The 22,954-nt window shown below is 27.7% G+C and carries 23 protein-coding genes; 14 read left to right on the forward strand and 9 right to left on the reverse strand.

Annotated features, from left to right (window positions below):
• Positions 1 to 23 precede the first annotated feature (23 nt).
• Positions 24 to 524, reverse strand: coding sequence for an LURP-one-related/scramblase family protein (locus HMPREF3045_RS04335; RefSeq protein ID WP_070737207.1), 501 nt, complete (start codon positions 522 to 524; stop codon positions 24 to 26).
• A 180-nt stretch (positions 525 to 704) separates the two neighbouring features.
• On the opposite strand from HMPREF3045_RS04335, the gene HMPREF3045_RS04340 reads away from it, so the two are divergent.
• From HMPREF3045_RS04340 to HMPREF3045_RS04370, 7 genes are all read left to right on the forward strand, one after another.
• A complete protein-coding gene (locus HMPREF3045_RS04340) occupies positions 705 to 2,072 on the forward strand; it encodes a TrkH family potassium uptake protein (protein ID WP_070737209.1) in 1,368 nt (455 codons plus the stop codon).
• 9 nt (positions 2,073 to 2,081) lie between these two features.
• Positions 2,082 to 2,747, forward strand: a complete 666-nt coding sequence (locus HMPREF3045_RS04345; RefSeq protein WP_070737212.1) for a potassium channel family protein — start codon at positions 2,082 to 2,084, stop codon at positions 2,745 to 2,747.
• 388 nt (positions 2,748 to 3,135) lie between these two features.
• Entirely contained in the window at positions 3,136 to 3,822 is a 687-nt protein-coding gene (locus HMPREF3045_RS04350; protein ID WP_070737214.1) for a zinc metallopeptidase, read from the forward strand.
• A 176-nt stretch (positions 3,823 to 3,998) separates the two neighbouring features.
• Entirely contained in the window at positions 3,999 to 4,463 is a 465-nt protein-coding gene (locus HMPREF3045_RS04355; RefSeq protein WP_019119017.1) for a CtsR family transcriptional regulator, read from the forward strand.
• Positions 4,464 to 4,465: 2 nt separating this feature from the next.
• A complete protein-coding gene (locus HMPREF3045_RS04360) occupies positions 4,466 to 5,047 on the forward strand; it encodes a transcriptional regulator (RefSeq protein WP_070605626.1) in 582 nt (193 codons plus the stop codon).
• The gene (locus HMPREF3045_RS04365; protein WP_070737217.1) at positions 5,044 to 6,012 is read left to right on the forward strand and encodes an ATP--guanido phosphotransferase; all 969 of its coding nucleotides are present in this window, start codon (positions 5,044 to 5,046) and stop codon (positions 6,010 to 6,012) included. Before HMPREF3045_RS04360 ends, HMPREF3045_RS04365 begins: the two co-directional genes overlap by 4 nt.
• A complete protein-coding gene (locus tag HMPREF3045_RS04370; RefSeq protein WP_070737220.1) occupies positions 6,012 to 8,426 on the forward strand; it encodes an ATP-dependent Clp protease ATP-binding subunit in 2,415 nt (804 codons plus the stop codon). Before HMPREF3045_RS04365 ends, HMPREF3045_RS04370 begins: the two co-directional genes overlap by 1 nt.
• Positions 8,427 to 8,486: 60 nt before the next feature.
• On the opposite strand, the gene HMPREF3045_RS04375 is transcribed toward HMPREF3045_RS04370, so the two are convergent.
• The 6 genes from HMPREF3045_RS04375 to HMPREF3045_RS04400 form a co-directional block, all read right to left on the reverse strand.
• Positions 8,487 to 9,275 carry a hypothetical protein gene (locus tag HMPREF3045_RS04375; RefSeq protein WP_070737223.1) on the reverse strand — a complete coding sequence of 263 codons (789 nt, stop codon included), beginning with the start codon at positions 9,273 to 9,275 and terminating at the stop codon, positions 8,487 to 8,489.
• Between the two features lie 299 nt (positions 9,276 to 9,574).
• Positions 9,575 to 10,375 carry a metal ABC transporter permease gene (locus HMPREF3045_RS04380; RefSeq protein ID WP_004839695.1) on the reverse strand — a complete coding sequence of 267 codons (801 nt, stop codon included), beginning with the start codon at positions 10,373 to 10,375 and terminating at the stop codon, positions 9,575 to 9,577.
• Complete coding sequence (locus HMPREF3045_RS04385; protein WP_070737226.1) at positions 10,369 to 11,040, reverse strand: metal ABC transporter ATP-binding protein; 672 nt, start codon at positions 11,038 to 11,040, stop codon at positions 10,369 to 10,371. Before HMPREF3045_RS04385 ends, HMPREF3045_RS04380 begins: the two co-directional genes overlap by 7 nt.
• Entirely contained in the window at positions 11,018 to 12,358 is a 1,341-nt protein-coding gene (locus HMPREF3045_RS04390; RefSeq protein WP_004839697.1) for a metal ABC transporter solute-binding protein, Zn/Mn family, read from the reverse strand. Before HMPREF3045_RS04390 ends, HMPREF3045_RS04385 begins: the two co-directional genes overlap by 23 nt.
• Positions 12,359 to 12,403: 45 nt before the next feature.
• Positions 12,404 to 13,090: a ZinT/AdcA family metal-binding protein gene (locus tag HMPREF3045_RS04395; protein ID WP_070737229.1), complete on the reverse strand. Its 687-nt coding sequence runs from the start codon at positions 13,088 to 13,090 to the stop codon at positions 12,404 to 12,406.
• 1,007 nt (positions 13,091 to 14,097) lie between these two features.
• Positions 14,098 to 14,448 carry a hypothetical protein gene (locus tag HMPREF3045_RS04400; protein WP_257244372.1) on the reverse strand — a complete coding sequence of 117 codons (351 nt, stop codon included), beginning with the start codon at positions 14,446 to 14,448 and terminating at the stop codon, positions 14,098 to 14,100.
• Between the two features lie 57 nt (positions 14,449 to 14,505).
• Between HMPREF3045_RS04400 and HMPREF3045_RS04405 the strand changes: the two genes are divergently transcribed.
• Positions 14,506 to 15,132, forward strand: coding sequence for a hypothetical protein (locus HMPREF3045_RS04405; protein ID WP_070737231.1), 627 nt, complete (start codon positions 14,506 to 14,508; stop codon positions 15,130 to 15,132).
• Positions 15,125 to 16,126, forward strand: a complete 1,002-nt coding sequence (locus HMPREF3045_RS04410; protein WP_070737233.1) for a Gfo/Idh/MocA family protein — start codon at positions 15,125 to 15,127, stop codon at positions 16,124 to 16,126. Before HMPREF3045_RS04405 ends, HMPREF3045_RS04410 begins: the two co-directional genes overlap by 8 nt.
• 104 nt (positions 16,127 to 16,230) lie before the next feature.
• On the opposite strand, the gene HMPREF3045_RS04415 is transcribed toward HMPREF3045_RS04410, so the two are convergent.
• Together HMPREF3045_RS04415 and HMPREF3045_RS04420 are read right to left on the reverse strand one after the other, a co-directional pair.
• Positions 16,231 to 16,662, reverse strand: a complete 432-nt coding sequence (locus HMPREF3045_RS04415) for a methylated-DNA--[protein]-cysteine S-methyltransferase (protein WP_070737238.1) — start codon at positions 16,660 to 16,662, stop codon at positions 16,231 to 16,233.
• Complete coding sequence (locus HMPREF3045_RS04420; protein WP_070737241.1) at positions 16,662 to 17,519, reverse strand: hypothetical protein; 858 nt, start codon at positions 17,517 to 17,519, stop codon at positions 16,662 to 16,664. Before HMPREF3045_RS04420 ends, HMPREF3045_RS04415 begins: the two co-directional genes overlap by 1 nt.
• Before the next feature lie 224 nt (positions 17,520 to 17,743).
• Between HMPREF3045_RS04420 and HMPREF3045_RS04425 the strand changes: the two genes are divergently transcribed.
• The 5 genes from HMPREF3045_RS04425 (at position 17,744) to rbsD (ending at position 22,950) form a co-directional block, all read left to right on the forward strand.
• Positions 17,744 to 19,060: a glutamate-cysteine ligase family protein gene (locus tag HMPREF3045_RS04425; protein WP_070737243.1), complete on the forward strand. Its 1,317-nt coding sequence runs from the start codon at positions 17,744 to 17,746 to the stop codon at positions 19,058 to 19,060.
• Positions 19,047 to 20,420, forward strand: a complete 1,374-nt coding sequence (gene radA, locus HMPREF3045_RS04430) for a DNA repair protein RadA (protein WP_070737247.1) — start codon at positions 19,047 to 19,049, stop codon at positions 20,418 to 20,420. Before HMPREF3045_RS04425 ends, radA begins: the two co-directional genes overlap by 14 nt.
• Before the next feature lie 258 nt (positions 20,421 to 20,678).
• A complete protein-coding gene (locus HMPREF3045_RS04435; RefSeq protein ID WP_070737250.1) occupies positions 20,679 to 21,668 on the forward strand; it encodes a LacI family DNA-binding transcriptional regulator in 990 nt (329 codons plus the stop codon).
• Positions 21,668 to 22,561, forward strand: a complete 894-nt coding sequence (locus tag HMPREF3045_RS04440; RefSeq protein WP_070605655.1) for a ribokinase — start codon at positions 21,668 to 21,670, stop codon at positions 22,559 to 22,561. Before HMPREF3045_RS04435 ends, HMPREF3045_RS04440 begins: the two co-directional genes overlap by 1 nt.
• Positions 22,558 to 22,950 carry a D-ribose pyranase gene (gene rbsD, locus HMPREF3045_RS04445; RefSeq protein WP_004839714.1) on the forward strand — a complete coding sequence of 131 codons (393 nt, stop codon included), beginning with the start codon at positions 22,558 to 22,560 and terminating at the stop codon, positions 22,948 to 22,950. Before HMPREF3045_RS04440 ends, rbsD begins: the two co-directional genes overlap by 4 nt.
• Positions 22,951 to 22,954: the final 4 nt, after the last annotated feature.

Below are 22,954 nucleotides of genomic sequence, written 5' to 3' on the forward strand. Positions count from 1 at the left end.
GTTAAATATTTCAAAAATCAATTTTAATTTGAAGAGCTAGCCGCAGCATCATCTCTATTTTTCATTTCATTAATGCAAAGACAAAGAGCAATCAAAACTAAAGTGAAATTTTCGTCATAAACCGTAAGCTCATATTGGTCGCTAAAAGCAAAAAATTTCTTATTCATATCAGCAATCAAATTATTTTGGTAATAAACTTCAAAATCATGGTCCATAAAAGAGCCCTTTAAATTTAATTCTTTTCCATCGTAAAAAGCATCGACTCTCCTTTTTAAAAAAGATAATTTTTGATTTATTTCCATACGACTTCCATCACAAAAATCAACATAATAAGTTTGGAGAAAAGAAAGAATTTTTTTGGAAATATTAAATAAAATATTTCCATTCATATCTTTTAATTTCGCCTCATAACCTACGAATTTAAAATCTTGGTCAAAAAAGAAAACTTCCTTTCCGTTTTCATCTAAAATCGGATACTTATCTGTAATTTTAAAAAATTTTTCCTTAAAATAATATTTTTTCATAAAAAACTCCAATCTGCTTTTTTAATTTATACCCTCAAAAATATAATAAAACAAAAAAATAAATTATTTGTAAAGTCTTTTGTATTTGTGTTGACATTTATAATCTAGGGTATAAAATTAGATGAGATACGCCTTTGAATTAGGCTTTAAATTTTATTAGTTTTTATATAAGGAAAGAAAATGAGAAATATTAGTAAAAATAAACAAAATTTTTTGGAAAAATTATCAGATAAAATTACATCAAATCCACCCTTGTATTTGACTTTAGGTTTTGCGATTTTGATCCTTATGGGAGGATGTATTTTATCTTTGCCGATTTTTACAAGAAGTGGTAAGTTTACAAATTTAATTGATTCGATTTTTGTAGCAGCTTCAGCATCTTGTGTTACAGGACTTACAACTGTAAATACGGCTGAACATTGGAATTCTTACGGTCATCTTTTGATTTTATTTTTAATTCAAATCGGGGGACTGGGTGTAATGACCTTGGCGACACTTTTTCCCTTACTTTTGAGAAAAAAAATCGGCTTAAAATCAAGACAAATTTTAAAAGAACAATTAAACATTGACACCCTCCAAGGGATTATGAAATTATTCAAATATGTCTTGGTTTTTACATTTTTTATAGAATTTTTGGGAGCATTTTTCTTATCCCTTCGTTTTGTTCCAATTTTTGGAATTGCAAAGGGCTTGTGGTATTCAATTTTCCATTCGATTTCTGCCTTTTGTAATGCAGGGTTTGATCTTTTGGGAGATTCAATTTATCCGTACAGAAATGATAATTTGGTTAATATTACTTTGATGAGCTTGATTGTAATTGGTGGACTTGGTTTTATGGTTACAGCAGAAATTTTTAGGAAAAGATCTTTCAAAAAATTATCTACTCACGCCAAATTAGTTTTGATAATCAGTGGTTTTCTTATAGTAATAGGAACTCTTGCTTTTTATTTAATTGAAAGGCAAGTCGGTGGAGTTTTGTACCAAGAAGGAATTAAAAATTCTATAATGCAATCAGCCTTCCAATCCGTTTCTGCTAGAACTGCTGGATTTTATTCTGTAAAATTAAATCAAATGCACGACACAAGTGTTTTATTACTAAGTGTTTTGATGGTTATAGGAGGTTCTCCAGGATCAACTGCCGGTGGATTAAAAACAACAACTTTTGGAGTTTTGATTTTATCAACAATTTCAATTTTTAAAGAAGAAGATGAAGTTACAATTTTTAATAAACATATTGACTCAAAGACAATCAGAAAGGCCCTTGCAATTATAATGGTTTATTTGGGATTAATATTTTTGGTTATTTTTATTTTATCATTGAGCGAAAATTTTAAAGTATTAGACATAGCTTATGAGGTGGCATCAGCCTTTGGTACAGTTGGAGCAAGCAGGGGAATTACCGGAGATTTTTCAAATCTTGGAAAAATTATGATAACTTTAAGTATGTATCTAGGAAGAATTGGCCCAATGACTATGGCTTATTCAATTGGACTTAAATCAAAAACAAAATATATAAGATTTCCAGAAGCAAATATTAGTATAGGTTAGGAGAAAAAAATGATAAAAAGTGTAATAGTTTTAGGAATCGGAAGATTTGGAGAAAGAGTTGCAACAAAACTTTTTGAAGATGGATTAGAAGTTATGGCAGTGGACAAAGATTACGATTTAGTTCAAAATATTTCAGGAAAAGTAACAAGTGCTGTTCAATGCGATATTTCAAATGACAAAGCACTAGAAGAATTAGGAATGGGAAATTTTGATGTGGCAGTAATAGCGACAGGAGAAAGTCTTGAGGCATCAATGGCTGCAACTTTATTTGCCAAAGACCATAATGTAGAAAAAATTATAGCCAAAGCAACATCAACAAATCACGCAAGAATTTTGAAAAAAATTGGAGCAGATCAAATAATTTTTCCAGAAATTGATATGGGAGAAAAGCTTGCAAGAAGCATTGCAGGATCAAATCTTCTACAATTTTTCCATTTTTCAGATGATTATTCTATGCTAGAATTAAAAGCTTTCAAAGAAATAATTGGAAAAAATTTGATAGAAGTAGATTTTAGAAAAAAATATAAAATGATGGTAATAGCTTATAAAAGAGATGGAGAAATGGTTATAAATCCAGATGCAAATTGGAAAATAAAAAAAGATGATACCCTAGTTTTATTGGGAGACAGCGAGCATGCAGAAAAACTTCAAAAAGAAGTAGACAAATACAAATAAAATAATTTCAGGAAAACGAAAATTTAACGCATAAACATTGAAATTATAAGGATATAAAATTTATAAAAAAAAGTTTGCATTTTTATCAAATCATGCTATAATAATATTAGCTAGTAAATAGCTAGGTTTTTCATTATTAATTCCTTATAGTTTTCCCTATAGAAAACTAGGACTAACTTATTCTTTTCTATATTATAAAAAGGCCCAAAGGGGTCTTTTTATTTTGGGAAAAATTTTCAAAGATTTTATTTTATTTTTTGCATATTTAAATCAAGAGCTATCTTTATTATATTTATATTTTAAAATTCTAATTTCCTTGTGTTTTATTTTTTTACAATTGAAATAAAAAATCCCTGTAGTATATTGAAAAAAATAAAAGGAGAAAATTATGTTTTATTTTGACAGAACTTATATTTTGGTTCTCATTGGAATTTTTATAAGTAGTATAGCTCAAGCTAATATTCAAAGAAAATTCGATAAGTACAAAAAAATAAAAACTCAAAAATCTATAACAGGTTTTGATGCTGCAAGATATATTTTGTCTACAAATTCTTATAATGATATTTCAATCAAAAAAATAAAAGGGGATTTATCTTATTATTTTAATCCTATTAGTAAAGAAATTGCTTTGACGGAAGCTTCTATTGATGATACTTCGATTGCATCTTTGGCTGCGGCAGCTCACGAATGTGGACACGTTATTCAATACAAAAAAGGCTATATTCCTTTAAAAATAAAATCTTTCTTGATTCCTGCTGTAGGGCTTGGTTCAAAATTATCTTTTCCTTTAATTTTGCTGGGAATTTTTCTTTCTATGGGAAAATTAATTAGCATTGGAATATTTTTATTTTCTTTTGTCTTAATTTTTCAAATTATAACTCTTCCTGTAGAATTTGATGCATCAAGAAGAGCTTTGAAAGTTTTAAATGAATCGGGCATGCTTGTTGGTGTTGAAAATGATTATGCAAAAGATATGCTAAAAGCTGCAGCTTTAACTTATGTGGCAGCTACAATTTCTACTGCCTTACAATTTTTAAGACTTTGGATTTTGTTTGGCAACAGACGAGATGATTAAAAAAATTAACAAGGCTAAAATATTTTAAAATATTTGGCCTTGTTTTTTATGTTTTTATTGCATATCAATATTCTTGAATCTCTACTATTTTAGTGTACAATAAGAATAAGATTCGAATTGAATCTTTATTTATTATTTAAAAGGTCAGAGAAAGTCAAAGAAATTGAGGTAAATCTATGGCAGGACTAACGTCTGATATAGAAAAATTCTTGAAAGCTCTTTTGGAAGATACTCAAGATGGTTTTGTAGAAATTGGAAGAAATGATTTGGCAACAAGGTTTGAGTGTTCTCCAAGTCAAATTAATTATGTGCTTTCTACAAGATTTACTCCATACAATGGATATTTAATTGAAAGCAAAAGAGGCGGCAACGGCTTTATAAGAATTATTACTATAGTTGAAGATGAAGATGATTATATAAAATATATTATTAAAAATTTAGATAAAGAATTAACTGAGGAAAGGGCAAAAAGTTTTTTTACGGAACTTTTTAACAAGGGATATATGAACGAAAATGAATTGGGAATTGCTGTCTATGCTATCCTTGACAAGTCCCTTATGAATGTAGAAAAAAATAAGAGAAATTTAGTAAGGCATGATATAGTAAAAAATATTTTACTGAGCTTTCTAATAAGGAGTTAATTATGAAGTGTGACAGATGCGACAACGAAGCAAATGTAACTGTAAAAGCAATTATAAATGGCATAGAGCATGATTTCCACTTGTGCAATGATTGTATGGAAAAATTATCCAAAGGCGAAGGAAATTTTCTTTTTGATGGAAATGAAAAAGATATTGATATAAATAATTTTGATTGGAAGAGTTTGGTAGATAAATTTGTTCCAAGCCTTGACCAAATTATCGATTCTTATTATGATTACAAAATTTCAAAAAATAATTTTTCTTATGATTATTTTTCATCATTAAAAGAAGAAACTTGTCCAAAGTGTGGAAATTCTTTGACAAATATAAAAAGTGGAGTGTTTGGATGTCCTTATTGTTATGAAATCGACAAAAAACTTACGGTAGAAATTTTGAAGGCTGTAAATAATTTGAAAAAATATGACGGAAAATTTCCAAAAAAACACAGAGATTTCAGGGAAGTGGCAATAAAAATTAAAAATTTGCAAGAACAGTTGCAAAAATCAGTTGAGATTGAAGATTTTGAAAAGGCTCAAGATCTTAAAGAAAAAATAGATGAATTAAATATGAAGGTGAGAAATTGATAGATTATTATAAGGACATAATACTTGAAAACAACTTATCTTTGAAAAGAAATATTGAAGGATATAATTTCCCCATAAGTCTTTCGGAAAAAGATTCTCTAGAAATTATTGAAAAATTTAGGGAAATTTATGGGGATGAATTGATACTTTTAGATGAGATAGATGAAAATACTTTAAATAAACTTATTAATGCAGGAATAATTACAGAAGATTCAAAAAATAAAGAAGCTGTGATTGGTCTTGTTTTTGAGGATGATTATATTCTTGTTATAAATGATAAAGACCATATTTCTATAAATATTTCAAATTTTGGAGAAGAAATCAAGCTTGCTTATGAAAGGGCGATGGAAATTGAAGAAGATTTGGATAAAAAATTTGATTTTTCTTTTTCTCCTCAATATGGATATTTGACAAGTTTTGGTAGAGATTGTGGAAATGGAATTGAAATAAGGTTTAAATTATTTTTGTTTGGACTTTTGGATAATACCCAAGCATATCTAACTTTAAAATCAAGTCTTGCTCATGATGGAATTTATTTTACAAGATTTGTTCCAGAATATTTTAAATCCTATGACGATGATATTTATATTTTGAAAAATTTCGGAAATTATAGGGAAAAAATTGACGAATATTTGGAAAATTTTGAAAATATTTTAGATACAATCGTTAGAAATGAGAGAAGATTTAGGAGAGATTTTCAATCTTTAAATGGATTAAATGATGAAGATATAAAAGATTCTATAAAAATTTTGGAAGATAATTTGGAAAGCAAAAATTTAAAGACTTTAACAGCCATGATAAATTGTCTTTATGATTTAAAAAAATATAATATTTTGGGTTTTAAAACAAAATTATCAAATCAAGAAATTGAGTATTTGATTTTCAATATTACAAAGGATAAGTACAAGGGCAACCGTGACAATGAAAGATATGAATTTTTAAATTCGTACATGGAGGCTAGATAATGGAAAATAACAAATTAAATAGGCTAACAGGTCAGGCTCGAAGGGAATCTTATTCTCTTAGCCACGATTATATAGGAGTTGAGCATTTGCTTTTGGCTCTTATGAAAACAGGTTCTCTTGCGACAAAGGCTTTGGAAGAAGCTGGTGCAAATTACGAACTTTTAAGGTCAATTGTAATAAATAATATTGGCAAAGGCTCTGCGGTAAGACCTGCAAAGGAATATTCTAATAAAGTAAGACAAATTTTTGATAGGGCAAGACTTTTTGCTCAAAAAAGAAAAAAAGTTTCTGCAAGCGAAGAAGATGTTCTTCTTGCAATTTTAAATGACGATGATTCATTTACAAATTTAATGTTTATGTTGTCAGGTCTTGATAAAAAAATTATTAGAGATAATTTGATTCGTTTGCAAAAAGAAGAAAAATCTTCAAATTCTACCAGTAATTTGGGTGAAAATCTTAAAAAATTTGCCAAAAATTTAAATGAAATGGCAGAGGCTGGAAAAATTGATCCAGTTATTGGAAGGGAAGATGAAGTTGAAAGAGTTATTCAAATTCTTTTAAGAAGAACAAAAAACAATCCGATTTTGATTGGAGATCCAGGAGTTGGAAAAACTGCCATAATCGAAGGACTTGCTCAAAGAATTGTTGATGGAAAAGTTCCTTTTGTTATGAAGGAAAAAACAATTGTCTCACTTGATCTTGCAAGTATGATTGCAGGAACAAAATATCGTGGGGATTTTGAAGATAGGCTAAAAAAATTATTTGGAGAACTGGAACAAAGAGAAGATGTAGTTTTATTTATTGACGAATTTCACATGGTTTTGGGAGCTGGAGCAAGTGAAGGCTCTATGGATGCAGCAAACATTTTAAAACCAATTCTTGCCAAAGGCGATATTCAAATAATTGGTGCGACAACAATTGATGAATATAGAAAGCATGTAGAAAAAGACCAAGCTTTAACTAGAAGAATGCAACCAGTTCATGTTGAAGAGCCAAATAAAGATGACACGATAAAAATAATTGAAGGATTAAAAGATAAATACGAAGACCATCACAAGGTGGAAATTACAGATGAGGCCATAAAAGCTGCTGTAGATTTATCACAAAGATATATTCAAGACAGATTTTTGCCAGATAAGGCGATCGATGTAATTGATGAGGCTTGCTCAAAAGAAAGAATTAAAAATTATAAGGAAAATAAAAATCAAGTTTCAAAAAAAGAAATTTTAGATAAGCTCATTGAAGAAAAAAATATGGCTATAAATGAGCAAAATTTTGAAAAAGCCGCAAGCCTAAGAGATCAAATAAATGAAACAAGAGAAAAACTTGAAAAAGAAAAAGAAGAAAAGAAAACAGATTTAAAAATTTCTTTTGATGAAGTTGCAAAAATTGTTTCATCTTGGTCAAAAGTTCCGATAACAAAATTAACAGAAGACGAAAAACAAAAATATATGGATCTTGATATTGACCTTAAAAAAGAAGTTATAGGTCAAGATAAGGCGATTGATAAAATTTCTCATGCTATAAAAAGAGCAAGAGTTGGCTTAAAAGATCCAAAAAAACCAATAGGTTCATTTATTTTTGTAGGGCCAACAGGAGTTGGAAAAACATACCTTGCAAAATCTTTGGCAAAAAATTTGTTTGGAGATATGGACAATTTAATAAGAATGGATATGAGTGAATATATGGAAAAATTCGCCGTGTCAAGACTTGTTGGATCTCCTCCAGGATATGTTGGTTACGAAGAAGGAGGTCAACTTACAGAAGCTGTAAGAAAACACCCATATTCTGTAATTTTATTTGACGAAATTGAAAAAGCCCACCCAGATATTTTCAATTTGCTTTTACAAATTCTTGATGATGGACGTTTGACAGATGGTCAAGGAAGAACTGTAGATTTTAAAAATACAATTATAATTATGACAAGTAACGTTGGAGTTTCTTCTTTAAATCAAAATCCGAAAATTGGATTTGGAACTGGAGATGTCGAAAAAGAAATTGATGATTCAAATAAGGAAATAATAAATAAGGCAATAAAAAACGCCTTTGCTCCAGAATTTTTAAACAGGCTTGACGATATAATAATGTTTAATTCACTTGATAAGAACGCCATCAAAGAAATTACAAAAATTTTACTTGAAGAAACAAAAGAAAGATTAAAAAATCTTGGAATAGAAATAAATTACAACAAGAGAGTTGTAGATTTACTTTCAGAAGGTGGTTTTTCAAAAGAATACGGAGCAAGACCACTTGAACGTCATATCACAAATAAAATCGACAACCAATTGGCAGAAGAAATATTGGAAGGAAAATTATCAAAAGATATGAAAATTAACCTTACAGTAAAAGAAGGAAAAATAAATTTTGCCAACAAAAAAGAAAAAATAAAAGAAAAATCTGAAGTTTTGGGATAAAAAATAAGGCTTAAAATGAAAATTCATTTTGAGCCTTTTTGATTGAAATTATTAATTTTTTTAATTTTCCTTATAAGTTTTTCTCAAAGCTTTTTCTAAATCATCAAAATATTTCAAAATTTCAAGCTTTTCCATGCTGAGCTTAACTTCTTTTTCAATTTTTATATTTGTTTTATCTCCATCTTTGTGAGGGAGATCTTTTTTAAATTCATCCAGATAGGAAATTATAAGATTTTCTATAGTTTCTTTAGCCTTATCATTATAAGCAAAACCAAAATTTTTCATTTGGTCATCAAGCAAACTTTCCCCGTTTTTTTCTATGAAATCCTTGGCATAAATTTTTAAATCATCATAAGAATTTCCCATCAAATCATTTACAAGCTTTAAATCATTTATTGCATAATAAAGTTTGGAAGAAGTATCACAAATCGCCAAAAGCTGAGTTTCGTATAAACTTTTTTCGATAGATTCTTCGCCGTTTTCATTAGTCAAATTAGCCCTAAGACTTCCCTTATTTTTTTTGATTTTTTCAAGATCAGAGCTAAAAATAAAATACAAATTATTTGCGTAATCGATGCATTCTTCCATAAGAATATCACGAGTTTTGCCAAGATTTTCCTTATTTTTTTCATAAATTTTGTAAGCATAAGTATCTTCAAAAAGCTCATCGGCCATAGAAGGCTTGTAAGTTTCAATGCTTTTTGCATTTTCTTTTTTAGGATTATACATAATAAAAGCGTCTTTTTTTATTTCTTCGTCAGAAAATTTTTTTCCATTTTTTATGATATTACATCCTACAAATATAGAAAATAGACTTATAAGAAGTAATAATTTGATTTTTATTTTCATTAAAGCTCCTTGTGATTATTTAAGAGAATAATAAGTAATAATGCCGATAATAAAAAGAATAATTAGGACAAATATGATTGATAAGAGTATTTTTTTATTAAATTTTTCATAAGATAAGCTCCTTTAGAAAACATTTGCACAATATATAGGTATTTTATCAAAAAAACATTTATAAATCAATTTAATCTATATTTGAAATATTAATTTTAGTAAAGTTATAAAATTACATTGAATTTAAGTGAAATTTTTAAATTTAAAATGGGCTTTACAAAATATAAGATTCTGTAAAAGCCCAATTTTTATACTTTATTTTTTCTTAACTTTTTATATAAAACAAATATTAACATTCCTATTATTGCATTTACAACAATTGCTCCACCAGGTTTTATATCGAATTGATAACTTAGAATAATACCAAGCATCATATAGATTACGCCGAGTGTAATTGTTATAAAAAATGTTTGTTTATAACTTTTAGCAATAATTAAGGCTGTTGCTACTGGTAAAACTATTAAGCTTGTAACCATTAAAGCTCCAATTATTTTTACAGACAAGGCTATAGTTATGGCTGCAAGGAGAGTAAAAGATGCATCAAGTCTTTTTACTTTTACTCCAGAAAGCCTAGCTGTATTTGGATCTATCGCTATAGCTAAAAGAGATGAATATCTTGAAATTGATAATATTAAAACCAAAATAAAGGCAATACTTGTATTTACTATATCTCTATCTGTAACTGATGAAATTGATCCGAAAAGGTAAGATTCAAAAGAATTTCCACCTGGAGCAAAATCTGAAAGAATGGCTGCAATTCCTAGACCAGTACTCATAATAACTGCTGTTGCCATGTCTCCATATTGGGGAAGTTTTTTTCTTATAAGTTCTATCAAAAAGGCAGCTACAATACAAACAATTGATGATCCCAAAAGAGGATCAAAACCTAATATTAATCCCATTCCAACTCCAGCAAGAGCTGTGTGAGATAGGGCATCACCTATCATGGAAGTTTTTCTATTTACCATTACAATTCCTATTATAGGAATCATAATAGAAAGTAAAAATCCCAAAATAAGCGCCTTTCTCATAAAAGCAAATTCTAGCATTTTTTCAAACTCCCTTCTATCATTTCGTATTTTGTCATCTTAATATTTAAAGACTCCATTTCTTTTAATTCGTGAGTAACCATAATTATAGTTACATTAAATTTTTTTGAAAGAAAATCTATTGTTTCAAAAAAATGGTCCTTAGAATACTTATCAACGCCTGCTGTTGGTTCATCAAGAATTAAAATTTTTGGATCATTTATCATAGCTTTTGAAATCATTGCTCTTTGAGCGAGACCTCCCGACAATTCATTTACAGGAGTGTTGATATAAGATTCCATACCCATTTTTTTTAGTATATCTTTTGCTTTTTGGTAATGATTTTTCTTGGGGATTTTAATAAGACCAAATTCTTCATAAAGATTTAATGAAACTAGTTCAAGGCAAGTTATAGGAAAGGCAATTTTATTTACTATATTTATTTGTGGGACATAGCCAATGTCTTTAAAAGAAACATAATCTTCAATATTTTTGCCAAGAATTTTAATTTCTCCACTATTAGTTTTTAATTCTCCAAGCATAAGCTTTATTAAAGTTGATTTACCTGAACCATTTCCACCAAGAATTACCGTAAATTCACCAACATCAACATTCAAATTGCAATTTTTTAAAACAGGAATTTGTGAATAAGAAAAATTCAAATTATTTATTGACACTGCTTTCATTATTTTCCTCCTCGGTCATAGATTTGTAGAGATTTTCAAGATTCATTTCCATAAGATCAATATAATTAAGTTTACCTTTCTCCTGTTCCTTATTAACATATTCCATAGAAGCAAGAGGAGAGATTTTTCCGCCAATTTCTTCGGCCAAAGCCTGAGCTTGTTTTGGATTTTGTCCATATTCATAAAAAACTGTGGAAATATTTTTGCTTTCAGAAAAATCTATGGCTTTTTTTATAGTTTTAAGGCTAGGATTTTCTAAACTTGTTAGACCTTGAAGTGGATATTGAAACAAATCAAAATCTCTTGCAACATAAGCATAGGCATAATGAACTACTAAGAAATTTCTCTTATTTTTATCGATTTTTGAAAATTTTTCTTTATATTTTGCATCAATATCAGTAAGTTTATCAACATACTTTAATTTATTTTTCTTATAAATTCTTTCATTTTTCGGATATTTTTCGGTTAATTTTTCATTGATAGCATTCAAATATTTTTTTGCGTTGGTAATGGATAACCATGAGTGGGGATCATAAGTTATTTTATCAAATCCAGAAGATGAACCCTCCATCAAAGGCTCTTCCTTTTTTTCATCTTTTAAAAATTTACCATCACTTCCAACCAAATTATATGGAAGAAGATCTTCACTTATCCTGTCGCTTATAAAAATATAATCTCCATCTTTTGGAATATTAAAGAAAATTTCTCCAGACTCATGTCCCATTTCAAGTCCATAAACCTTTCCTTCTTCAAGATCGAAAGTTTCTTTTTGATGAATTAGCTCTCCCTTTTGGCTCATTATATCTTTACATTTTTTTACCAAATTTTCTCCACGAGTACCATCATCTTTTATAAAGGCAACCCTCATCATATCTTCGTGAGTGTGACCAAAATCAAATTTATTTTTTCCTTTTTTCAAATTTACTTTAGACATATATTGAAAATCACCAATAGCTGCCGCTCCCTTATAAGTAATAAGATCAACAGAATCGGATAATTTTAAAATATCGAGATTTGGTAAATTTTCCTTAACCTTATCAAGCCAAGGTTCCATATTAGCGCCATTTACAACCAAAAGATCACACTTTGCTAGCTTTTTCATATCCTTAGGACTTGGCTCCCAAAGGTGAGGTTGCTTATCAAGGGGCATAAAAGATTCTACATCTATAGTGTCATCACCAATCATTTTTGTCATTTCATAAACAGGATAAAAAGAAGTATAAACCAAAGGTTTATCAGAAGAGTGCTCATTCTTATTTGCACAAGAGCTAAAGAGAAAAAGTAAGAAAACAAAAAAACTTATATATCTTTTTTTCATCCTTCCTCCTTAGAAAGAGGGTTGAAAAATTTCAACCCATATAATCTATTCAGTAATTTCATCAATTATTTGTGCATCAGTTGTGTTTGGTTTTACAAAAGTAGGGAACCAACCTTCATCTTTTAATAATTTATCCTTGTCATCACCATATCTCATATGGAAATGTGTTAGACTTTCTTCTCCATGAATTGGCATCATAAGAATAAATTTATAAGGTGCATCATCATTTTTAGCTTCAAAAATATCCCATTCTAATTTATGGCCACCATGTTCAACTTCTTGTTTTCCAACATATTTATATTCGCTCTCACTGATAACTTCACCTTTTTTATCTGGAAAATCTTTTAAGAATTTTATTTTATTATCTTTTATTTCAAGACCACCAAAATCACATTTTCTTTTCTTTAAATAATTTTCTTTAGCTTCTTTTTCATCAACTTTTTCTTTTTCAGCTAAAGTTTTAAAAGCATTTTGAACTTCATCTTTTTCAAGATATCCGCCCATATCATTCCATTCGCCTTCCCAGTCAGAAAGACTTACTTCTGATGCGTCTTCTTTTTTCTCGTCAATATTTGAAGAAGAATTGCTTGCATTTGAAGCATCATCTTTTTTCATTTCTTGAGAAACATTTGTACTAGAAGGCTCATCATTTTTTGGATCCTTTTGACAAGCTGTCAACATAAGTCCCAAAGATAAAAGGGCAACTAAACTAAGTGATTTTTTATTTTTCATTTCATTCTCCTTATTATTTAATTTATAAATTTGTATTTTTAGTTAATTAACTATCGACAAATAAATGATAACAATAAAAAAAACAAATGTCAAGAATGATTTGCATTATCATTTAAAATTTTCTAAAAATTTAAAATAAATGGATGAAGAAACTTCTCTACGAAAATATAAAAAAACCAATGAAATCAATATGAATAGGGATAAACTTTAAAATCTAAGCTATAAAAATTTTTTCTATTATTAAATTTTTAAAACTTATATTTTAAATTTGATATTTGGAAAAATGAAACTTGTAAAATCATTATGAAAATAAATGTTGAGCTTAAGTTTAAAACTAAAAATTATAAAAGTTTTTTATTAACTGATTAGTGTAAAATGTAAAAATAAATGTCTATTGTAAAAAATTATTCATTTAAATATAAGAATTCTGATCACATAAATTTGTTTTATTTGAATTGATAATGTCGAGGCAATAATAGAAAAATTTTAAAATTTAAACTAATCTTTTTATTTTACATAGTTGAAATTTATAAATTTTATTAGATATTTATATCTTATGTAAAATAAAATTATATTTTGTATAGTGCAGATTGTTGACAAAGTAAAAAAATTGCCTATTTTGATCTAGTGGAACGAGCGAAGAAATCTCATGTGATTTCTCCATGCCTTCGTTTCACTCACGCTAAAACACCTTTGCTTTGCAAACTTTTCTGTGTTATCAAACTAGTTTTAGGAATAAATGTGCAAAATCAATGCCCATTTATCTAGTTGAGATGGTTTTTTTCCTAATTTTATTTTGAATTACTAATAAATTACTAAACTTACTTTGTCTACGCTCTGAATTATATTTTGTATAATGCTAACTTATTTTACCTAGGCTTTAAATTTAAGATTTTTAATCATATACTAGGTTAAAGTTTATGATCTATGTAATTTTCAAAAATATTTTTAAAAATCACTATATATTTGTAATCTTTAAAGTAAAAATCATAAAAATTTCCATAAGCTCAAATTCTACACTTTGGATATTTTGAATTTTCTATAGTTTCTATATTTTTTATGTCTTTAAACTTTATAAATTTTGGGAAAACAGGAATTTTTTCAAAAATAATAATAGAATTTTTTGTAACTCCTTGACTTTTTAAGGATAAGAAAAATCCAAAACTTATCAAAAAAATTATGGAAAAATCTAGAAAAGTAAAAGAAAATTTGTAAATTATCAAAAATAAAATCAAAAAAAGTCCTAGGCAAGTAAAATAATATATTGGTAAAAACATGGTCTTAGTAATTATTTTATTTTGTATGGATTTGATAAAGATAATCCATACTAATAAGTCAATCAATAAATAATATTTCATAGTACCTCCTTGTATTTATCTATCCAAATTTTGGGTAGAAATTTATCGGGAGGCTTTATGTTTTTAAAAGATACATTCAAAAAATATTTTGATGAAAAATTAATATTTATTATTTTTACAATTTTGGCTATGGTATATTTATCTTTGAAATTGTTGATAAATGTAGGGGGTCTAATATTTTTATTTTATTTTTTTATTTCTATTTTGACCTCCCTTATTTTTAGAGAGGCTTGTCTTTCGGACCAAATTTATTTTGAGGATAAGAAAAAGCTTAATAAAAATAATATTCTACCATATATTTTAAGTAAAAATTTATTCACAAATTTTCTTACAGGTGTGCTAGTAATTTTGGTTTTCCTACTTAGTTTTTTGTTAAAATATAAATTAGTAGGTATCAAAGATTTTTTTGATATTATAATTTTAATTCTTGCTACATTGGCAAGTGAGAATATAGTTTTGTTATTTCATAATAAGCCTATATTTACAGAATATCCAAAATCAATGGTTGGAGATAAATATATAGGCAAAAGCTATATCAAATCAATTCTTCCATCTTTTTTTATTAATTTATTAATAAGTTTAGTCTTTGAAAGATCTTCTTTGAAATATTTATTTATAATGTGTTATTTAATTTCTATAATTATTTTTTATATTAGGGTAAAAAATAGGGGGTTATATGATTAATTTTGTAAGCATAGGTTCAAATTTTATAGTTGAAAATGTTTTGAAAACAGTGGTAAAAATGGACGGATATAATTATTATGGAGCCTATTCAAGGTCTATTGAAAAGGCTGATTATTTGAAAGAAAAATTTGGGGCGGAAAAATCTTTTGATGATCTTAAAAAAATGCTTGAAGATCCAAAAATCGATTTTGTTTATATAGCAAGTCCAAATTCTTTGCATTATAAGCAGGCGAAAATGTGTCTTTTGGCAAATAAAAATGTAGTTTGTGAAAAGCCATTTTTTACCAATACAAAAGAGCTTGATGATTTAATAAAAATTTCAAAAGAAAGAAATTTGTTTTTATTTGAGGCGATTTCCATAAAATATTTGACAAGCCTTGAGCTTTTAAAAAATCTTTTGGGAAAAATCGGAAAATTTTCTACTTGTATGATTAATTATTCCCAATATTCATCAAGATTTGATAAATATAAAGAAGGAATTGTTGAAAATATTTTTAAAAGCGAATTTTCTGCAGGAGCTTTGGCAGATCTTGGAATTTATAATTTGCATTTGATTTATGAACTTTTTGGAAAAGGAAAAGATTATTCATATTTTGGAAATATAAATCAATACGGTGTTGATATTGCAGGGCAAGGTTTGATCTCTTATGGAGATTTTTCTGTATCATTTACCAATGCCAAAGACAGTAAAAGTGAAAATTATATAATAATCCAAGGAGAAGAAGGATATATAAAAGTTTTGGGAAATATTCAAGAGGCAGAAAAAATTGAATGTTTTTCAGATGGAAGGCTTGATATTTTTGATATAAAAAAAGAAAAAGATTTGTATTTTTATGAATTTGATTATTTTAAGAAAATTTTTGAAAACAAAGATTACAATTCTTTTGAAAAAAGACTTTATGAGTCAAAAGATGTTTTGAAAATGTTTGAAAAATTGAAAAAAATTGGGAAAATCAGAGATTGTTATAGTATGATAGAGCCAAGTATAAAATAATTTTTTGGTAAATCATTATAAAAAATATCAAAAAAAAATCTTAGGAAATTTTAAAAAGCCTAAGCTATTAAAATTTCCTAAGAAAAATTCCTATTACAATTCATTTATATTTTATTTTTTTCAAGCTCCAATAAATATTTTTTCAAATCAAGTCCATAGAAAAATCCGCCCAAATTATTTTTTCCTACAACCCTGTGGCAGGGAATTCTCAACAAAATTGGATTTTTCCCACAAGCAGAGCCAATAGCTTGGTAAGCCTTAGAATATATTTTTTCTCCAATTTCTTTGTATGTTATAGTCTTTCCATAAGGAATTTTTTCAATTTCTCTCCAAACTTTTTTTTGAAAATCTGTCCCTTGAGGATTTATTTCAAATGAAAATTTTTTTAAATTCCCATCAAGAAAGGAAGAAATTTCTTCAAAAGAAAAATCTGAAATAAAAGATTCTTTGCCAGACTTTTCTTCATCAACCAAAGCAATTTTTTCATTATATTCAATTTCAAAAATAAATTTATCTTTTTTATAATATGCTTTCATTATTTTACTTGTTCCCTGAAAGGAAATTGATTTATTTCGTTTACAAGTATGTAAACTCTACTTATGTCTTTTTCTATAAATGGATTAATAGTTATATCTAACCAGTAGTTTACATCATCACTCATTTCTGATCTTTTTCTTAAAGGGAGGTATAAGGTGAATTTATCTTGGAAAGAATGAATATTTTCTTCACTTGCTTCAAATCCGTAAGGAAGATCGACATATTTTACTGTCATATCTTGTCCATCAATATTTTGAACTTCTTCAGTATTTACTGGACTATTTATTTCTGCTCTATCAAGTCTTAAAGTATAGGAAGTTTCATCTACTTTTGAATCAATTGAGAATTTTCCATTAAATTCACAAACAGCTACACTCTCAGCATCATAATCTTTATAGACACCTGTAAAATTGCCATTTTCTGTAAAATTTAATATAGTCCACCAGCCGCCAGCTCCAGATGAAAATCGAAATTCTTTTCCATTTAAATCGTTTAAAACTTCAGGATAATTATTAGAATTGTCTGATAGGTCGGGATTTGTAAATGTTACATAAGATTTTTTTTGGCTAGGAGTTGGTACAGTTTGAGTTTTGTTTTCTGAATTATTTTGATTATTGGTAGTATTTGTTTCTTGATTTTCGTTTTGGTCTGTCTTATCTTTTGCGATTTTTTTATCTACATTGTCTTTTTCTGTTTTTTGAGAAACTTTTTCGTTTGAATTATCTTCTTCTAATTTTTGAGTTTCTTTTGTTTGGCTTTTTGTTTCAGGTTCTTTTTGATTATTTTTTATAATTTTTCCGCTACAAGATGAAAAGATTAAAGCCATAGTAAAAATTAGTGCTAATTTCTTTTTCATATCTCCTCCTTTTTTACTATTTAAATTATATTTTTATTAAATATAATCACGTAAGGATTTTTAAATTTTCTTAATTATATTATATACATTTACAAGAAAAAGATAAAATATTTAAAATTATTTTGCTTTTGATATAAATTATTAAGTTAAATATAGGCAAATTTATTATTAAAGTAAAAAGGGTATATTAAAAGTAGAAAAATGTCTAGAAATTGGAGGATGTTGTGAATTATCAAGAAAAAAAAGATAAAATTGTTGAATATATAAAATCTGGCGAAAGCCAAAAGGAAAATTTTAAAATTGGTCTAGAAATGGAGCATTTTGTTATAGATAAGGATGAGCTTTTTTCTTATGATTATTTTGGAGAAAAGGGCGTGGGCAGTACTTTGAAAGATTTAAAGGATATGGGTTTTTCTGTGACAAATGAGGAAGATGGATATATTCTTGGGCTTAGAAAAGAAGATATAGCTGTAAATCTTGAACCTGCTGGTCAATTTGAACTTGCAATTGATGCTAAGAAAAATATAAATGATTTGGATAAGTCTTATAAAAAAATTATGGGAGAAATTGTTCCGATTTTTGATGAAAAAAATCAATATCTTGAAACTTTGGGCTATCATCCAAAATCAAAAATAATGGATTTGAATATTATTCCAAAAGATAGGTATAAATATATGCAAAAATATTTTACTGAATTTGGTGGAAAATATGCTTTAAATATGATGAGAGGAACTGCAAGTGTTCAATCCGCCATAGATTTTTCTGATGAAAAAGATTTTAAAAAGAAATTTTTCGTGGCAAATGCTCTTTCGCCTTTCATGTACACTCTTTATGATAATGCCTATATTTTCCAAGGAAAGCCTTATGAAAATAAAAATCTTCGCCAAGAAATTTGGGAAGCTTGTGACAAAAACAGGACTGGCGTTTACGATTTTGCTTTTGATGATGATATGTCTTATGAAAAATATGCGGAAAAAATTTTAGACACTGATATAATTTTTGTTCATGAAGACGGACAAGATGTTTATAAGGGGAATACAAAATTTGAAAAAATAATGGATAAAGATTTTTCTGATGAGATGATTTTTCACGCTCTTTCTATTGTTTTTCCTGATGTTAGGGTTAAAAAATATATAGAAATTAGGATGCCTGATGCAGTGCCTTACTCATACAATCTTTCTTTTCCAGCCTTAATCAAGGGTTTATTTTATAATGAAGAAAATCTAAATAAATTGAGAGAAGATTTTAAAAATATGACTTATGCTTCTTGTCAAAAATTAAAAATGGATGCAAAAGAGCATGGCTTTGATGCAAAATATGAGGGAAAAACTATTTGTGAATGGATAAAATATTTTATTTCTCTTGCAAAAGACGGACTTGATGAAAATGAAAAAAACTATCTCTCATCAATAGAAAAATTAATTGATGAAAAGGAAACTTTGAGAGATAAATTTGAAAAAATTTATAAGGATGATCCAAAAAAAGCTTGCGAGCAATTTTCTGTAAATTATGTTTTAGGAGATATTAATGGCAAAGCTTAAAAGAGCTTTTGAATGTAAAAATTGCGGTCATATTCAAAATGTTTGGGCAGGTCAATGCCCAGATTGTGGCAAATGGGGAACTTTGATTGAAAAAACTATAAAAAACGAAAGGACATCTTCAAAAGAAAATCCCCTTGATTTTGAAAATGAGGCAAGGCTATTAAAAGAAGTAAAACTTGATGAGTCTGAGAGAATAAAATCTTCTTTTGACGAATTTGATAGGGCGATTGGCGGAGGGCTTGTAAGAGATTCTGTTTCAATTTTGACAGCAAGACCTGGAGCTGGAAAATCTACTTTGCTTTTACAATTGTCTTCGTCTTATGCAAAAGATGGTTTTAAGGTAATGTATGTTTCGGGAGAAGAAAGCGAATCTCAAATAAAAGCAAGAGCTGATAGGATTATTGGAGAAATTTCAAAAAATATTTGGATTTTATCAACAAATTCAATGGATCTTGCAGAAATTGAAATAAAGAAAAAAGATGCCGATATTGTAATTTTAGATTCAATTCAAACATTTTTTCTAAACGAATTTGATAACAAACAAGGTTCTCCTACCCAAACTATTGAATGTGCAAATAAATGCGTTGACCTTGCAAAAAATCCTGAGAAAAAAAGAGCTTTTATTATGGTTGGTCACATGAACAAATCAGGAGAAATGGCAGGGCTTAGAACCTTGGAGCATTTGGTTGATACGGTTTTAGTTTTGGACGGAGAAAGCGAAGATGATTTAAGACTTTTAACAAGTACAAAAAATAGATTTGGACCAACGGGCGAAGTCGGATTATTTTCCATGCAAGAAGAAGGCCTAATCGAAATTACAAATCCGTCAGAATATTTTATTACAGAAAGAGATTCAGGAATCGAAGGATCGGCTATTTCTGTTATGAAAGAAGGAAGTAGGCTTTTGGAAATTGAAATAGAATCCTTGGTTTCAAAATCATTTATGCCCTATCCCCAAAGAATCGGCGATAGTTTAAGAAAAGATGACTTAAATACTTTGATTTCAATTTTACAAGAAAGAGCAGGAATTAATCTATTTGACGAAAATGTAATAATAAAAGCAACAGGCGGACTAAAAATTAGGGAGCAATCAGTAAATCTTGCCATAATGATTTCAATCGCCTCATCATATTTAAAAAAACCAGTTGACAATAAAACAGTTTTTATAGCAGAAGTGGGTCTAACAGGAGAGCTAAAAAAAGTCCCACAAATAAAATCCAGACTAAAAGAGCTAGAAAGACTAGGTTACAAAAAAGCCTATATAGGAAAATATTCAATAGATAAAAAAGAATACAAAAATATAGAAATAAAAGAGATGAAAAATATTAAAGAAGTAATTTCAGATGTTTTTTCCAAATAAAAATTATTTATAAAAATCGCATTGATAAAAATAAAATATTTTCAGTGCGATTTTTTAATTTAAAAATAATTTTTTTAAAAGGATTAAAGCTAAAAAATTTCAAAAACAATCGAAAAAATTTTTATTTACTTATAAAAATACTTATAGAATAATTTGCTAAATATTTTCATATTTTTTTAATAAGTAGAAAAAATCTATTGACAAAGCCTTAATAAAAGAATATATTATAATCAATTAAAACGTTTTAATGAGGTCGGTATGGCGAATATAAAAGATGTAGCAAAACTTGCTGGAGTGTCTATTACTACAGTTTCTATGGTTTTGAATAATACTAACAACAAAATATCGGATGCAACTAGAAAAAAAGTAATTGAAGCGGCAAATACTCTTAGTTATAATCCAAATAATTTTGCCAAAGCTCTTGCTAGTAAAAAAAGCAATGTGATTATGGCTCTTATTCCAGATATTTCCAATCCATTTTTTTCTTTGTTAGTTAAAAATCTTACTTATTATGCAGAAAAATATTCTTATTTTTTGTACATTCACAATACTAATAATAAAAATATTAAAAAGAGAGAATATATTAATATGATCACTAGCAATGTTATTGGCGCAACTTTATTAGTTGATAGAAATATGAAAGATTTAGACGATGAACTTGTGAAAGAAAATAATATTATTTTTCTAGATGAGGTTGATTTTGATGATAGAAAAACTCACATAGTTACTGGCAATAATGAAAAAGGTGGATTTTTGGGCATGCAATATTTAATTGATAGAGGATTTAAAAATATTGGGCTTTTAATAGGTCCAAGGTCTACTGCAAATTCTTCAAGAAGATTATCTGGTGCCATAAAAGCTGCTATGAATAATGATATTTATATTGATTCTTCAAATATAATTCATGGGGATTATTCTTATGAAGGTGGTTACAAGGCTGGAAAAATTTTTTTAGAAAAAAAAGTTGATGCTATTTTTTCTTTTGCTGATATGTCTTCATACGGACTTTTGAAATATTTTGATGAAAACAAAATAAAAGTTCCAAGAGATATTTCTTTGATAAGTTATGATAATTTATTTTTAAATAATTTGATTAGTCCCAAATTAACATCAATTGACCAAAATTTGGAAATGATAGCAAAATCTTCTATTGAAATGGCGGATGATTTGATAAATGGAAGAAAAAATAATAAAAAAGTTATGGTAGAGCCTTTTGTGGCTTGTGGAGAAAGTGTAGGTAAAAAATAATGAAAATACTAAATTTTGGTTCTTTAAATATTGATATATTTTTTAGAGTAGAAAATATTGTAAAGCCAGGAGAAACTATAAGTGCAAAAAGCATTGAAAAAAGACCAGGTGGAAAGGGACTTAATCAATCTGTTGCTCTTAGCAAAAGTTTTGAAAATGTATATCACGCAGGAAGCGTAGGAGATGATGGTATTTTTCTTATTGATTATTTAAAAAGTGAGAATATAAATACCAAATATATAAAAAAATCTGATAAATTAACAGGAAATGCGATTATCCAAGTTGATGATAGGGGAGAAAATTCTATAGTTCTCTACAAGGGAGCAAATTTTGATAATGACAAAAAATTTATAGATGAAGTTTTGGATAATTTTGATAAAGATGACATTTTGCTTTTGCAAAATGAAATAAGCTCTATGAAATATTTGATAGATAAGGCTTATGAAAAGGGAATGAAAATAGTTTTAAATCCTTCTCCAATAACAGATGAGATAAAAGAATTTGATTTTAATAAAATAGATTTGCTTTTGGTAAATGAAATAGAGGCAAAGAATATAGCAAATAAAGATAATATAGATGAAAGCATTAATTATTTCATGGCTACTTATCCAAATATAAATTTGATTGTAACACTTGGAAGTAAAGGCTCAATTTTTGTAAATAAAAATGAGAAAATCAAACAAGAAGGAATAAAAGTTGAATCTGTCGACAGCACAGGAGCTGGAGATACTTTTACAGGATTTTTCGTATCATATTTTTATCAAGGAAAAAATGTAAGGGATTGTTTGAAATTTGCAAGCCTAGCATCTGCTCTTTCCGTAACAAAAAGCGGGGCTAGCATATCTATTCCAAGCCTTTGTGATGTAAAAGAATTTGAAAGGAAGAATGTATGAAAGAAAAAGGAATATTAAATAGCGAAATTTCAAAAAGACTTTCTGATTTGGGACACACAGACTTAATAGCTGTTGGAGATTGTGGTTTGCCAATTGATTCTGACAAAAAGATTGACTTAGCACTTAAACTTGGCGAACCTAAGTTTATAGATGTTTTAGAAATTCTGCTTAGTGATTTTGGTTGCGAATATTATTATTTGGCAAAAGAAATCAAAGAAAAAAATCCAAGTCAAGAAGAAAATATTAAAAAACTTTTGCCAGATATTGAATGCGAATATATATCTCATGAAGAATTTAAGAAAAAATTAAAAGACGTTAAATTTGTTATAAGGACTGGAGAAAATACACCTTATTCAAATATAATTTTAAGATCAAAGAATATCTTTTAGGAGG

The organism is Anaerococcus sp. HMSC075B03 (assembly GCF_001815585.1).
GTDB classification, from domain to species: domain Bacteria; phylum Bacillota; class Clostridia; order Tissierellales; family Peptoniphilaceae; genus Anaerococcus; species Anaerococcus vaginalis.

What these genes read in the sequence shown, in the direction of transcription:
- HMPREF3045_RS04405 (WP_070737231.1), top strand. Translation starts at nt 14,506, where the DNA reads ATGTTTTTAAAAGATACATTCAAAAAATATTTTGATGAAAAATTAATA.
- HMPREF3045_RS04435 (WP_070737250.1), top strand. Translation starts at nt 20,679, where the DNA reads ATGGCGAATATAAAAGATGTAGCAAAACTTGCTGGAGTGTCTATTACT.
- HMPREF3045_RS04410 (WP_070737233.1), top strand. Translation starts at nt 15,125, where the DNA reads ATGATTAATTTTGTAAGCATAGGTTCAAATTTTATAGTTGAAAATGTT.
- HMPREF3045_RS04360 (WP_070605626.1), top strand. Translation starts at nt 4,466, where the DNA reads ATGAAGTGTGACAGATGCGACAACGAAGCAAATGTAACTGTAAAAGCA.
- HMPREF3045_RS04395 (WP_070737229.1), bottom strand. Translation starts at nt 13,090, where the DNA reads ATGAAAAATAAAAAATCACTTAGTTTAGTTGCCCTTTTATCTTTGGGA.
- HMPREF3045_RS04340 (WP_070737209.1), top strand. Translation starts at nt 705, where the DNA reads ATGAGAAATATTAGTAAAAATAAACAAAATTTTTTGGAAAAATTATCA.
- HMPREF3045_RS04375 (WP_070737223.1), bottom strand. Translation starts at nt 9,275, where the DNA reads ATGAAAATAAAAATCAAATTATTACTTCTTATAAGTCTATTTTCTATA.
- HMPREF3045_RS04355 (WP_019119017.1), top strand. Translation starts at nt 3,999, where the DNA reads ATGGCAGGACTAACGTCTGATATAGAAAAATTCTTGAAAGCTCTTTTG.
- HMPREF3045_RS04440 (WP_070605655.1), top strand. Translation starts at nt 21,668, where the DNA reads ATGAAAATACTAAATTTTGGTTCTTTAAATATTGATATATTTTTTAGA.
- HMPREF3045_RS04345 (WP_070737212.1), top strand. Translation starts at nt 2,082, where the DNA reads ATGATAAAAAGTGTAATAGTTTTAGGAATCGGAAGATTTGGAGAAAGA.
- HMPREF3045_RS04420 (WP_070737241.1), bottom strand. Translation starts at nt 17,519, where the DNA reads ATGAAAAAGAAATTAGCACTAATTTTTACTATGGCTTTAATCTTTTCA.
- HMPREF3045_RS04390 (WP_004839697.1), bottom strand. Translation starts at nt 12,358, where the DNA reads ATGAAAAAAAGATATATAAGTTTTTTTGTTTTCTTACTTTTTCTCTTT.
- HMPREF3045_RS04415 (WP_070737238.1), bottom strand. Translation starts at nt 16,662, where the DNA reads ATGAAAGCATATTATAAAAAAGATAAATTTATTTTTGAAATTGAATAT.
- HMPREF3045_RS04370 (WP_070737220.1), top strand. Translation starts at nt 6,012, where the DNA reads ATGGAAAATAACAAATTAAATAGGCTAACAGGTCAGGCTCGAAGGGAA.
- HMPREF3045_RS04400 (WP_257244372.1), bottom strand. Translation starts at nt 14,448, where the DNA reads ATGAAATATTATTTATTGATTGACTTATTAGTATGGATTATCTTTATC.
- HMPREF3045_RS04350 (WP_070737214.1), top strand. Translation starts at nt 3,136, where the DNA reads ATGTTTTATTTTGACAGAACTTATATTTTGGTTCTCATTGGAATTTTT.
- HMPREF3045_RS04335 (WP_070737207.1), bottom strand. Translation starts at nt 524, where the DNA reads ATGAAAAAATATTATTTTAAGGAAAAATTTTTTAAAATTACAGATAAG.
- HMPREF3045_RS04385 (WP_070737226.1), bottom strand. Translation starts at nt 11,040, where the DNA reads ATGAAAGCAGTGTCAATAAATAATTTGAATTTTTCTTATTCACAAATT.
- HMPREF3045_RS04380 (WP_004839695.1), bottom strand. Translation starts at nt 10,375, where the DNA reads ATGCTAGAATTTGCTTTTATGAGAAAGGCGCTTATTTTGGGATTTTTA.
- rbsD (WP_004839714.1), top strand. Translation starts at nt 22,558, where the DNA reads ATGAAAGAAAAAGGAATATTAAATAGCGAAATTTCAAAAAGACTTTCT.
- radA (WP_070737247.1), top strand. Translation starts at nt 19,047, where the DNA reads ATGGCAAAGCTTAAAAGAGCTTTTGAATGTAAAAATTGCGGTCATATT.